14 protein-coding genes are annotated in these 12,194 nt (G+C 37.7%); 3 read left to right on the plus strand and 11 right to left on the minus strand.

Annotated features, from left to right (window positions below; genetic code table 11):
- Positions 1–3 precede the first annotated feature (3 nt).
- Both CXF85_RS00980 and CXF85_RS00985 read left to right on the plus strand, forming a co-directional pair.
- Positions 4–1,137, plus strand: a complete 1,134-nt coding sequence (locus CXF85_RS00980; RefSeq protein WP_101226650.1) for a sodium ion-translocating decarboxylase subunit beta — start codon at positions 4–6, stop codon at positions 1,135–1,137.
- A gap of 197 nt (positions 1,138–1,334) precedes the next feature.
- On the plus strand, positions 1,335–2,159 hold the full coding sequence (locus CXF85_RS00985) for a M48 family metallopeptidase (RefSeq protein WP_101226651.1): 825 nt from the start codon (positions 1,335–1,337) through the stop codon (positions 2,157–2,159).
- 18 nt (positions 2,160–2,177) lie between these two features.
- Here CXF85_RS00985 and CXF85_RS00990 read toward each other — a convergent pair whose 3' ends face one another.
- The 9 genes from CXF85_RS00990 to napE all read right to left on the minus strand — a co-directional run bounded on the left by CXF85_RS00990 (position 2,178) and on the right by napE (position 9,171).
- Positions 2,178–2,912: a substrate-binding periplasmic protein gene (locus CXF85_RS00990; protein ID WP_101226652.1), complete on the minus strand. Its 735-nt coding sequence runs from the start codon at positions 2,910–2,912 to the stop codon at positions 2,178–2,180.
- Positions 2,913–3,566, minus strand: a complete 654-nt coding sequence (gene pdxH, locus CXF85_RS00995) for a pyridoxamine 5'-phosphate oxidase (protein ID WP_101226653.1) — start codon at positions 3,564–3,566, stop codon at positions 2,913–2,915. It abuts the gene before it with no gap.
- Positions 3,567–3,677: 111 nt separating this feature from the next.
- Positions 3,678–3,890, minus strand: a complete 213-nt coding sequence (locus CXF85_RS01000; RefSeq protein WP_101226848.1) for a PA3496 family putative envelope integrity protein — start codon at positions 3,888–3,890, stop codon at positions 3,678–3,680.
- A 509-nt stretch (positions 3,891–4,399) separates the two neighbouring features.
- Entirely contained in the window at positions 4,400–4,987 is a 588-nt protein-coding gene (locus CXF85_RS01005) for a cytochrome c3 family protein (protein WP_101226654.1), read from the minus strand.
- A gap of 8 nt (positions 4,988–4,995) precedes the next feature.
- Entirely contained in the window at positions 4,996–5,496 is a 501-nt protein-coding gene (locus tag CXF85_RS01010; RefSeq protein ID WP_101226655.1) for a nitrate reductase cytochrome c-type subunit, read from the minus strand.
- Positions 5,497–5,505: 9 nt separating this feature from the next.
- Complete coding sequence (napA, locus tag CXF85_RS01015; RefSeq protein WP_101226656.1) at positions 5,506–8,004, minus strand: nitrate reductase catalytic subunit NapA; 2,499 nt, start codon at positions 8,002–8,004, stop codon at positions 5,506–5,508.
- Between the two features lie 93 nt (positions 8,005–8,097).
- Positions 8,098–8,403, minus strand: a complete 306-nt coding sequence (locus tag CXF85_RS01020; protein WP_101226657.1) for a chaperone NapD — start codon at positions 8,401–8,403, stop codon at positions 8,098–8,100.
- 17 nt (positions 8,404–8,420) lie between these two features.
- Positions 8,421–9,002: a ferredoxin-type protein NapF gene (locus tag CXF85_RS01025; RefSeq protein ID WP_101226658.1), complete on the minus strand. Its 582-nt coding sequence runs from the start codon at positions 9,000–9,002 to the stop codon at positions 8,421–8,423.
- Between the two features lie 4 nt (positions 9,003–9,006).
- Positions 9,007–9,171, minus strand: a complete 165-nt coding sequence (gene napE / locus CXF85_RS01030) for a periplasmic nitrate reductase, NapE protein (protein WP_101226659.1) — start codon at positions 9,169–9,171, stop codon at positions 9,007–9,009.
- Positions 9,172–9,421: 250 nt separating this feature from the next.
- On the opposite strand from napE, the gene CXF85_RS01035 reads away from it, so the two are divergent.
- Complete coding sequence (locus CXF85_RS01035) at positions 9,422–11,689, plus strand: GNAT family N-acetyltransferase (RefSeq protein ID WP_232771031.1); 2,268 nt, start codon at positions 9,422–9,424, stop codon at positions 11,687–11,689.
- Between the two features lie 16 nt (positions 11,690–11,705).
- Here CXF85_RS01035 and CXF85_RS01040 read toward each other — a convergent pair whose 3' ends face one another.
- Positions 11,706–11,933 (minus strand): hypothetical protein, encoded by a 228-nt coding sequence (locus tag CXF85_RS01040; RefSeq protein WP_101226660.1) that lies wholly within the window; start codon positions 11,931–11,933, stop codon positions 11,706–11,708.
- Positions 11,924–12,130, minus strand: a complete 207-nt coding sequence (locus CXF85_RS01045) for a hypothetical protein (RefSeq protein WP_101226661.1) — start codon at positions 12,128–12,130, stop codon at positions 11,924–11,926. The genes CXF85_RS01040 and CXF85_RS01045 overlap by 10 nt, the downstream gene beginning before the upstream one ends.
- Positions 12,131–12,194: the final 64 nt, after the last annotated feature.

Genomic DNA, 12,194 nt, shown 5'->3' on the forward strand with positions numbered 1-12,194 from the left:
CACATGGATTCATTAACAAAATTATGGCTTTCAACCGGTTTAGCTAATTTTGAGTTAGGCCAAGTAGTGATGATGTTAGTTGGTTGTGGTTTGCTTTATCTCGCCATTGCTCGAAACTTTGAACCCTTGTTATTATTACCTATGGGCTTTGGTGCTATTTTAACTAATATCCCTGTTGCAGGCTTTTCAGAAGCAGGTGGTTTGTTACATTACATCTACTATGCGGGTATTGATACGGGAATTTTCCCACTCATTATCTTTATGGGTGTTGGTGCCATGACAGACTTTGGTGCCCTTATCGCTAACCCGAAAACATTGCTTTTAGGTGCAGCGGCTCAGTTTGGCATTTTTGCGACCTTATTTGGTGCTATTGCTTTAAATTATGTGCCAGGTATTGAATTTACCCTTAAAGATGCTTCAGCGATTGCTATTATTGGCGGCGCTGATGGTCCTACGGCTATTTTCCTTGCCTCAAAGTTAGCCCCTGAATTGTTGGGTGCTATTGCTGTTGCAGCCTATTCGTATATGGCATTGGTACCGATTATTCAACCGCCTATCATGCGAGCATTAACCACTGAAGAAGAGCGTAAAATCGAAATGAAGCAGTTACGTCCAGTAACTAAAATTGAGAAAATAATTTTCCCACTGGGTGTTTTAATGATGACAATTTTCTTTTTACCTTCAGCAACGCCGTTAGTAGGTATGTTTTGTCTAGGTAACTTAATGCGAGAGTCGGGTGTTGTCGATCGCTTAAGTACTACCGCACAAAATGAGTTAATTAATATCACCACTATTTTCTTAGGATTGGGTGTCGGCTCAAAACTGAGTGCAGAAGCTTTTTTAAATGTAGAAACACTCGGTATTTTGGCCTTAGGCGCGGTAGCGTTTTCAATTGGTACTGCTTCAGGTGTATTGATGGCGAAAACCATGAACAAGCTCTCTAAGGATCCTATTAACCCACTAATTGGCGCTGCAGGTGTTTCAGCAGTACCTATGGCTGCACGTGTTGCCAATAAGGTCGGTTTAGAAGCAAATCCACATAACTTCTTGTTGATGCATGCAATGGGACCTAACGTGGCTGGTGTGCTTGGTTCAGCCGTAGCCGCGGGTATCTTATTGGCCTTAGTTGGTGGTTAGCATTTAACTTATGTACTGTTAGTCTTTAAAAGCCGAGCACTGCTCGGTTTTTTTTATGCTCAAGGTTATTGAATGAAGAGGCATAAACATAAGTTAAAGAAAGTGAAAAACGACTAAAGAATAATTCTGACTAGTATATTAAGTCCGGCCGTCATAAAATACGGTTACTTACTATTTAAGGATTATATAAGTTAGCCATGAAACTCCCCCTCATTATGCTTAGCGCGTTAATAGCGCTTACCGCCTGTACAAGTTCAAGCACTGGTCGCAAACAAGTGATGTTATTTTCTGAGTCTGAGCTCGATAAAATGGGCGCAGCTTCATTTGAAGACATGAAAAAGAATACACCAATTAGTACAGATAAAGCGACTAATGACTTTGTACAGTGTGTTGCGAAATCCATTACCAAAAATGTCGATAAATCAGTTCATCAAGGTGACTGGGAAGTGATCGTGTTTGATTCATCGCAAGTGAATGCCTTTGCTTTACCCGGTGGAAAAATAGGTGTTTATACGGGCATTTTAAACGTGACTGAAAACCAAGATCAATTAGGCGCAATTATTGGTCACGAGGTTGGTCATGTGATTGAGCATCATTCAAATGAACGTTTATCTGCAAATAAGCTACAGAATATGGGCATGGCTGCTGCAACTGCAGCCGTGGGATTAACTGATGTAGAAAACAAAGGTTTGTGGATGGCTGGATTAGGTTTAGGCTTACAATACGGTGTAATAATGCCTTATGGCCGCTCTCATGAGAGTGAAGCTGATATTGTTGGTCAAGATCTTATGGCACGTTCTGGCTTTGAACCGAGTGCAAGTATTAAACTATGGCAAAATATGGCGAAGCTAAGTGAAGGCTCTAGTCAAGCAGCACCGGCAGAGTTTATGTCAACTCATCCATCGAACCAAACGCGTATTAAGCAACTGACCAAACACTTACCGAGTTCAATGACACTTTATAAAAGCAGTAATCGACCTAGTTGTGTTAAGCCAAAAGTCATTCTAGCGCCGAAAAAATAGCGTTGTAGCCTTTATTTTTTAAGGAACTATTAATCCAGTATCAGTTAGTTTTTGATAATGAAAGTAAGAACCAAAGTAGTTTTTACTTTTTATTTTAGTTAAAAGTGTATCTATTCTACTTTTTAATTTTTTACCATTATCATTTTTATAGACGGCAAAGCTAGCAGGTATTTCAGCGACTTTCTGGTAATAAACACCGGTAATCCCCAGCTTTTCAATGGTTGACATTGTTGATGCTCGTTCAAATGTTATAACGTTTAAGCGCTTACGTTGTAACATTTGAGTTAACTGGGTTAGGCTACTTACTTCAATAAATTTATCTCTGGGTATATTAAGTACTTCAGAAAAAAAATCTGCGTTACCTCGTAAAGTGCCAATACTTTGTTTTGGTAGTAATTGTGTATTGAAATACTTTTTATCTAGTGCAAATAAGTCTACTTTGGCAACGACAGACCAATCAATGTCCTCAGCATATTGATAAAAACTCTTTGTCTCAAAGCCTTGGGGCGTTAAGCCGATCATATCTAAACTTTGTTTTTTTAACTCTTTTTTCGCCCTAGCGTAGTTCATTATGTGAAAGTGAAATTTTAGATCTGATATCTTCTCAATTGCTTTGAACATATCAACAGCATAACCTTGACCATTTTCGTTAACAATAGGTGGAAATGGCTCTAAGCCAATATGTATATCTTGTGCATAAGCGTTAAGTGATAGACATAAAAGTAGAGCGACTATGTTTACGGTGAACTTCATTTATGGATGTAACTTATGCTGTGTCCACTGTTCGTTTTGTTTTTCAAAACATATTCTATCGTGTAAACGATTTGATCGTCCTTGCCAAAATTCAATGGCATGCGGCTTAATACGCCATCCACCCCAAAATTCGGGATGTGGCACTTCACCTTCTGAGAATTTTTCTTGATAATGGCTCATACGCTCTTTGAGTTCATCATTATGTGTAAGTTTTTGGCTTTGTTTTGATGCCCAAGCGCCAACTTGACTACCCCTATCTCGGCTATGAAAATAATCGGCAGATTCTTGTATCGATACTTTCTCTACAGTACCTTCAATACGGACTTGTCGTTGTAATACATTCCAGTGAAACAATAAGGCTACTTTATTGTTTTCATCAAGCTCATGGCTTTTACGACTAGCGTAATTGGTAAAGAAAACAAAACCTTTTTCATCATAGTCTTTAAGCAATACCATACGAGAACTAGGTTGCCCATCAGCATTACAACTACTCACAGACATTGCTTCAGGCAGTAATATTCCAGATTTTTTAGCATCATTAAACCATTGCTCAAATAATTGATCTGGGGTTGTGTCAGCAGATAATTCAGGAAGAGGTAAAGCTACCCCTTGACCAAAGGTAAATAGGCAGCGAAGCTTTTCAAATAACGTCATAATATTTAAAAGTTTATGAGAATTAATAATGGATAGATATTCTATGCTTAAATGTCGTTATTGCAAAGTTATATCAAGGTAATAGTAAGATGAATCATAATTCGTTTCGACTTACCAATCTTCACTATCATCGAGTAAATCTTTAAGATATTTTTTTTCTTTTAGCTCATCAATACGCTTCCGCGCTAACAGGTTTTTTTGGGCTTGCTCTTGGATCTGTTTTTCTGCCAAAGATTCACCTTTTGGAGGATTGCTTTCATTCGTTTCATCTGTGCTATTTCCACTTGCTCCATCGAGGAAGTTATCGTCTATATCGCTGACCATAGGTTTTACCTTTTTACTACTAATTAATAAAATATTACAAAGTATATTGATTAACATAGGTAAGAATTTTGCTATTTTCAATGCCTCTTTACAAAAAAAATCAAAAATATTACGTATTGCTACAAGTTGCTTAATAACTGGTTGAATATAGATTTACATTTAATCGATAAAAGTATAAAAGCTGTATCATCTGATTTTTAAAGTTTATCCATGAAGTTAATGCTTAACCTGAACTCTGGATAATGAGTGCTAAGGCGTTAAACAAAAACGACACCAAGTTTGAAGTAACTATAGACTCTATCAATGTTTCATTTTATGCCATTATCAAGGCAAAACGTTTATGAATAGCAGGCTATATATCGACGTTTTAACGCTGAGAATGGGATAAAAGGGGATGTTGAGCAAGTGCTGCTTATCCAGAGTGCAGGTTACTTAATAACAGGCAATAAAAAACCAGTGACAAGCACTGGTTCTGGTTAATATTATTTAGATAATGTTGTAAAAGGGGGTTACCAACCTTCAACACCTTTCATATCAGGCAGTTGATGTGCAATACCTTTATGGCAATCGATACAGGTTTTTTCACCGTCAGCAAGTGCCGTTGAATGCTGATAAGAAGCACGTTCACTTTGCTCGGTAAAGTCCATGTAATCGAAGTTATGACAGTTACGACACTCTAAAGAGTCATTGGCTTTAAGCCTGCGCCATTCGTTTTCTGCTAAACCTCTACGGTGAGCTAAAAACTTCTCACGTGTATCTATAGTGCCAAAAATCATGCCCCAAACTTCTTTGGAAGCTTGCATTTTACGCGCTATTTTATCAGTCCATGCGTGTGGAACATGACAATCAGGACACGTTGCACGCACACCAGAGCGGTTAGAAAAGTGAATAGTCGTTTTCATCTCTTCATAGACATTGTTTTCCATTTCATGACATGAAATACAAAACGCTTCAGTGTTTGTCACTTCAAGAGCGGTGTTAAAACCACCCCAGAAGATGATACCGGCAATAAAACCACCGATAACTAATGCACCAAGACTATAATAACCACTAGGTTTACTTAGGGTTTTCCAGCCTATTATAAGGATATTCTTCATACTAACTCCTAATGCTCTTTTGATTTAGCTTTTGCTTTCATTAAGCTGTGCATATCAGTGAAAGTGTTTTCGACCAAAGGCTCTGCATCTAGTTGTGTAACATGACACTGGTTACAAAAGTAACGACGAGGCGATACTTCAGCTAAGAAGTTACCATCTCTGTCCATGAAATGGGTAACACTCACCATAGGTGCCTGTGATTTCTCTGTACGATGACGTGAATGACAAGACATACACTTGTTATTGTTTTTATTCACCTCATAACTACGAGTCGTATGAGGGATAACAGGCGGCTGCATCGGGTAATTACGGCCTTGCTTGATATCCTTGTTAATCACTTTAGGAATTGCGTTTGGCTCCTTTTGAACATTAATAGGCGTATGATCCCTTAATGTAGCAACAGTATTAACCGTTTCTTTATCAGCAGCATTAGCGTTTAGAGAGTACATAATTGGTGATACTGTTAGTACCAATAAACTGGCAATTACTGCTAGGTTAAATTTTTTCATTTCAGACTCCTAAACTTTAACAATTTTGATTGCACACTTTTTAAAATCCGTCTGTTTTGATAGCGGATCAGTAGCATCTAAAGTGACTTTGTTTACTAAACGACTAGCATCAAACCAAGGCATAAATACTAAGCCAATTGGTGGCTTATTTCGGCCTCTTGTTTCTACGCGCGTTTGTACTTCACCGCGACGTGAAATAAGTTTCACTAAATCACCTCGACGCATACCACGTTTTTTAGCATCATCTGGATGCATATAAACTAAAGCATCTGGCATGGCTTTATATAACTCAGGAACACGTTGAGTCATAGAGCCTGAATGCCAATGTTCTAAAACACGACCTGTTGATAACCATAAGTCATACTCTTCATCAGGTGATTCTGCTGCTGGTTCATATGGCAGGGCAAAAATTATGGCACGGCCATCTTTTTTACCATAAAAATCCCAGCCACTACCTGGCTTAACATAAGGATCGGAGCCTTCTTTAAAGCGCCACTTAGTTTCTTTACCATTAACTACAGGCCAGCGTAATCCGCGTTCTTTATGGTATCTGTCGTAAGGAGCTAAATCATGAGCATGTCCACGACCAAAGGTTGCATATTCTTCAAATAATCCTTTTTGAATATAAAAACCAAAATCACGAGCATCATCATTTAAGCGATCTTCAGGAACTTCATCAAGGGAGAATTTTCCAACTGATGAGTCTTTGTAGAGTACGTCAAATAACGTTTTACCGCGTACCTCTGGTTTTTTGGCTATTAGCTCTTCTGGCCATACATCTTCAACCTTAAAGCGTTTTGAGAATTCAACTAACTGCCATAAATCTGATTTAGCGCCTTCTGGAGCTTCAACCATTTGATACCAAGATTGAGTACGACGTTCGGCATTACCATAAACCCCTTCTTTCTCTACCCACATAGCAGTAGGTAAGATTAAGTCAGCGGCTTGTGCGGTAACCGTTGGGTATGGGTCAGACACGACAATAAAGTTTTTAGGATTACGGTAACCAGGGTAACCTTCTTCATTAATATTGGCTGCAGCTTGCATGTTATTATTACATTGCACCCAATAAAAGTTTAATTTCCCATCCTTTAACATGCGGTTTTGTAATGCTGCATGGTAACCCGGTTTTGGCGGAACAGTACCTTCAGGTAGGTCCCAAATCTTCTCAGCAATAGCTCTATGCTTAGGGTTCTTAACTACCATGTCTGCGGGTAAACGATGTGAGAAAGTACCTACTTCACGTGCCGTACCACAAGCAGAAGGTTGACCGGTTAACGAGAACGGGCTGTTACCTGGTGTTGATATTTTACCTGTTAATAAATGGATGTTATAAACAAGGTTGTTTGCCCAAACACCACGCGTATGCTGGTTAAAGCCCATAGTCCAAAAAGAGGTAACTTTAATTTTTGGATCAGCGTATAGCTCAGCTAACGCTTCTAATTTATGCTCTGGTACACCTGATAGTTTAGAGACAGATTCGACAGTATAGGTGCTAACAAATTTTGCATATTCATCAAAATCAATCGGTGTTGAACTACCGGCTGTTTTACCATTGTTTTTAGCGGCTTGTTCTAACGGATGTTCAGGGCGTAGACCATAACCAATATCCGTTTCACCTAATCTAAAGTTAGTGTGCTTACTGACAAAATCTTTATTAACTCTGCCTGTTTGAATAATGTAGTTAGCGATGTAATTTAAAATCGCTAAATCTGTTTGTGGCGTGAAAATCATGCCGTTATCGGCTAAATCAAAGCTTCGATGTTCAAACGTTGATAATACCGCCACTTTTACATGGGGGGCGCTTAAACGTCGGTCTGTTAAACGCGTCCATAAAATCGGATGCATTTCGGCCATGTTTGAGCCCCATAATACAAACGCATCAGCAGCTTCTAAATCATCGTAACAACCCATAGGTTCGTCGATGCCAAAGGTACGCATAAAACCACCAACAGCAGAGGCCATACAGTGACGAGCATTAGGGTCAATGTTGTTAGTACGAAAGCCTGCTTTCATCAATTTTACTGCAGCATAACCTTCTTGTACTGTCCATTGACCTGAGCCGAACATACCAAGTGCTTCAGGGCCATCTTTTTTCAATGCGTCTTTAGCTTTTTCAGCCATCACATTGAAGGCTTGATCCCAAGAGACAGGAGCAAACTCACCTTCTTTATCGTATTTACCATTGGTCATACGAAGAAGCGGTGTGGTTAAGCGATCTTTGCCGTACATGATTTTAGAAAGGAAGTAACCTTTTACACAATTCAGGCCTTTGTTTACTGGAGATTTGATATCTCCATGGGTAGCAACAACTTTGCCATCCATGACGCCAACATTAACACTACAACCCGTACCACAAAAACGACAGGGAGCTTTATCCCACTTTAGTTTAGTAATATCAGAACTGGTAATTAAATTTGATGCTACTGCAGGTACAGATACCCCAGCAACTGCGGCCGCTGCTGCAATAGCATTGGCTTTAATAAATTCTCGGCGATTAATTGTCATCGTGTCACCTTCCTCTTGCTTATTTTGATTCGATATTTAAAATATGGTTATGTTTTATTTATTCTTTATTTAAGCGTATTTATTTTAATTGCTTTATAATTCTTTATATTGATCTTCGTTTTTTTCATTATCAGTCTCATCCAGGATTTGATGATAAACCGGAGATAAATTTATAATGCCTTTGTGAACTCTTATGATGTCCATTTTTGTGCCAATATCTCTATAACTATTACCTTCCATAGTGAAAACAATTTTACCTTCTTCACTGGTAACATGAATTTCTGCACCCTCAATGTTTGTAATAGCTTTTTTTACTTCATCCAACTGCGCCAATATCGGGTAAGCTACAAAGCTAGCTACGTGATATTCACATGTTGTACTGTCAGTGTTTTTGGTCATATTGATTCTTTATTAAGTTAGCTTACGTTTGGTTCGAATGTAAATGCTATGGCATCTTGTGGACAACTTTTGATGCATGCTCCGCATTGATTACAATCAAGGTCATTTAAGCTGGGCTGGGGAATGCTTGAATTAAGGTAATTAAATTTAATTACACTGGTTTCACATTCATCACGACAGCTTTGACAATAAATATTATTTTTGGCTAAACACTTATCACTAATCTCTAAAGTTACCGGCCAAGCTTTTTCCTTATTGTTTAACGTATTTTCTTCAGTACTATTACTTTCAATACTATTATTTTCAGTAAAAACACCTGAGAAAAGTGGTTGCTCGCAAACCTCTATACACTTATTACAGAAGGTGCATTCACCTAAGTTGAAATCTATTTTTGGAAAACCATCTTCATCTTTAACAATAATATTACTTTCACAGCTACTTATGCAGTCTTGGCATTGGGTGCAGCCAGAGGTAAATACCGCCTCATTAATTACCCAAGGTAAACGTAACTCTTGCTTGGTTTTAACTCGACCGCGAAAAAAACGTCTTCTTGAAGGATCAGCTAAACGTTCCGTTGTTTTAGTGTTTTTAGTTTGCAAAATATTAAGTGCCAGGTGGGCCTAAGAAAGCTAGTTGACTGAACCATACGGCAAAACCAAAACCAGCAACGATAATTACTGATAAAATGGGAGCTAAAAAAACAGCTAGAAAAATAAAAGTATTTCGCTCATGCTTTTTTTGTTGTTCAGGAGATATTGCTTGATTCATAATGCTCTCGAAATTTTATGATTAAAGTAAGCTGATTTATGGCTAATTTATGATTGATTTTAATCGCTTGCTAGGTCAGATAGGTTGATCTAGATCAAGTTGTTCAGATTAACCCTAGTTCATTTATGCTCTAAAGCAATATATAAGTGAATAGTTTAAAATATATACATGTAATTTATATTTTTTGCTTTAAAATACTTGATAACTTTAATTTTATTCACCTCTATTGATTTTGGGATCTTAAAAAAAGATGATGCAAGTACAAGATTTCTTACCTTGGTTTAATGATTATGCAAGGCAGGCACTGTTAAAAAATGAACGACGCCTGGTTGTTTTATCTGGCCGTGAATCATGGGCGCTATCATTATTGGAATCTATTGAATCAGTCTTTTCTTCTTTGAAAACTAATGGTAATCAGGAGCTTGAGTTATCTTCAAGTAATTCGACATGTCTAATCTATGGTGACAGTGAATTACTTACCGCTAATGTTCAAAAAAAGCGCTATAGAGATAAATTAGGTAGCGAAAGTGATGTCATTATTTTTGTCGATAGTCAGTTTACCATTGATGCTTTTGCTGCATTATCGGGAACCCTAAAAGCTGGTGGTATATTATTTTTAGTCATACCCGCGTTAGTTAACAAATCAGTTGAGAGCCTGTTTTTTAAACGGTTTTATTCATTGATAACAGAAGTATCCACTCATAAAATCATAGCTGAATCGACAGCTATGCTGTTACCACAGAGTGCTGATTCAGCAGTGGAAGAAAGTACAAAGGCATGTTTAACTTACCCTTTAGGTTGTATTACCCAAGAGCAGTACTTAGCGGTTAACGCTATTGCTAAAGTACTTTCAGGCCACAGAAAAAGACCTTTAGTGTTAACGGCTGATCGCGGTCGAGGTAAGTCATCAGCATTGGCTATTGCTTGCGCTGAACTAATGAAAACACATGAACATGATGAATTTAGCATCATTATTACCGCTCCAGATACGCAAGCTTTGTCAGTCTTTTATCAGCAATTAGGTCAACGTTTAGTTGGGGCTGTTCAACAAGGTCACAATATTTCCTTTGGCAAGGCTAAATTAGCCTTTATTCCTGTTGATCAATTAATAAGATCACAAATAAAAGTTAATCTTGTTTTGGTTGATGAGGCTGCGGCTATTCCTGTTTATCTGCTTGAACAATTACTGAGTAGTTATCACAGGATGGTTTTTTCCAGTACTGTACATGGTTATGAAGGAGCAGGGCGAGGATTTACCTTAAAATTTCAAAAAACGCTTGATAGGTTGTGCCCACAATGGGTGAATTTACATTTAAATCAGCCAATCCGTTGGCGAGAAAATGATCCTCTTGAACAATTGGTTTTTAATAGCTGTTTATTAAATGCAGAATTGCCTACCTTAACCACGACAATAACATCCCAGTCGAAGATAAAGTTTGATGTTAGTTCTATCAATAATCAAGAGACTCCAGATCAACAAGTATTTAAAGTTATCACCGCTGAAGAATTGGTTGTTAATGAGGTTTTATTACAGCAAGTTTTCGCTATTTTGGTTACCGCACATTATCAAACAAAACCGAGCGATTTACAGCTACTGTTAGATAACCCACAGGTACAATTGGCCTGTCTTTTTTCCTCAGAAAAGAATAATGCAGAGCTACTTGCTGTTGCTTTATTAATGAGTGAAGGTAAGGGGAATGGGGTAAATGATGAGGATATTCGAGCGGTAAAAAACTCCAAACGTCGTTTACGTAATCACTTCTTACCACAGTCATTATTCAGTCATTGTGGTTTTGAACAAGCATTTAGCTTTCATTATGTACGCATTATGCGTATTGCGGTACACCCACAGATTCAGCAACAAGGTATTGGTTCAAAATTCCTTAATTATATTGAGTTATTAGCAATAGAGCAGGGTGCTGATTTTATCGGCGCTAGTTTTGGCGTTAACCCTGAACTACTTTCTTTCTGGCTTAATGCCGATTTCTCTATCGCTCGCATTGGTTTTACTAAAGATAAGGCAAGTGGCGAGCACTCTGCTTTACTAATAAAAGGGCTAATTAAAGGGGGAAATGTCAAAAATAAGCACAAGCAGCAAGAGTTCCAACGAAATTTTTATCAAAGCTTTGATTATTTACTGTTAGATGAATATAAAACACTCTCAACTGAGCTGGTGTTTTTGTTATTAAGGCAAAATACTAAAGAAAATTTAAGCGCTTTGTCTGCGTTGGACATATCTAATGTTCAAGCATTTTCACAGGGAGAACGTTTATATAGTAGTTGCTGTTATAGCCTGTATTTATGGCTCAAACATGACTTGTTGAATGAAAATAAACATACCTCTAGTAATGTTATGCAAGCCAGCTTAGTGCTTATTTCAAGATTGATTCAAAAGCATGACAGTGACACTGTTTGTCAGCAATTTGGGTTAACCGGTAAAAAAATGCTAAACCAACAGATGAAAGATTATATAAATTTTCGGCTTAATATCGCTAATGTTAACTCTGCGAATCATTAGTAGAAGTAAGACTAAATCAATTATCTCGCTTATTTGCTCCCTGCCATCGCCAATATCGTTGCATAGCAAGATATTCGCAGCGCTTATTACCATAAAAGTTTATGTCATCATGACGCAGTAACTTGTCTACATAAAAATTGATAGTATGGGCTAAACCTGTACTGGGATTATTGTTGTAAGTGCTAAGTAGCATAACAAGCCAATTTTCCATATAAACAAATTCATTTGATACGGCTAGGCACATAATATTTCTTCTCCGTTAAGGTCATCGCTGCTTGTACTACTCGCTAATAAGGTATGCCAAATAACTGTTTTAGCATTTGCATTTAAACACTTACAGTCACCACAATGTAGTAAGCCTGAATTGAGCAAATGCGTTAGTAAATTCCCTGATATTTCTACCTGTACTTTGTCGACATTGCTGACAGTTATAGTTGTCATATCTCCTCCCCCATGTTTTTATTAAGCATAAACAAAGAACCCTATAAATGCAAATGATAATTAT

The sequence above is a fragment of the Colwellia sp. 75C3 genome (genome assembly GCF_002836255.1).
Classification (GTDB): Bacteria; Pseudomonadota; Gammaproteobacteria; order Enterobacterales; family Alteromonadaceae; genus Colwellia.

Bases quoted from the DNA above. Each gene is read 5' to 3' on its own strand.
- CXF85_RS01010 (WP_101226655.1), bottom strand. From the start codon at position 5,496: ATGAAAAAATTTAACCTAGCAGTAATTGCCAGTTTATTGGTACTAACA.
- CXF85_RS00985 (WP_101226651.1), top strand. From the start codon at position 1,335: ATGAAACTCCCCCTCATTATGCTTAGCGCGTTAATAGCGCTTACCGCC.
- CXF85_RS01000 (WP_101226848.1), bottom strand. From the start codon at position 3,890: ATGGTCAGCGATATAGACGATAACTTCCTCGATGGAGCAAGTGGAAAT.
- napA (WP_101226656.1), bottom strand. From the start codon at position 8,004: ATGACAATTAATCGCCGAGAATTTATTAAAGCCAATGCTATTGCAGCA.
- CXF85_RS01040 (WP_101226660.1), bottom strand. From the start codon at position 11,933: ATGTGCCTAGCCGTATCAAATGAATTTGTTTATATGGAAAATTGGCTT.
- CXF85_RS01035 (WP_232771031.1), top strand. From the start codon at position 9,422: ATGATGCAAGTACAAGATTTCTTACCTTGGTTTAATGATTATGCAAGG.
- CXF85_RS01045 (WP_101226661.1), bottom strand. From the start codon at position 12,130: ATGACAACTATAACTGTCAGCAATGTCGACAAAGTACAGGTAGAAATA.
- CXF85_RS00990 (WP_101226652.1), bottom strand. From the start codon at position 2,912: ATGAAGTTCACCGTAAACATAGTCGCTCTACTTTTATGTCTATCACTT.
- pdxH (WP_101226653.1), bottom strand. From the start codon at position 3,566: ATGACGTTATTTGAAAAGCTTCGCTGCCTATTTACCTTTGGTCAAGGG.
- CXF85_RS01020 (WP_101226657.1), bottom strand. From the start codon at position 8,403: ATGACCAAAAACACTGACAGTACAACATGTGAATATCACGTAGCTAGC.
- napE (WP_101226659.1), bottom strand. From the start codon at position 9,171: ATGAATCAAGCAATATCTCCTGAACAACAAAAAAAGCATGAGCGAAAT.
- CXF85_RS01005 (WP_101226654.1), bottom strand. From the start codon at position 4,987: ATGAAGAATATCCTTATAATAGGCTGGAAAACCCTAAGTAAACCTAGT.
- CXF85_RS00980 (WP_101226650.1), top strand. From the start codon at position 4: ATGGATTCATTAACAAAATTATGGCTTTCAACCGGTTTAGCTAATTTT.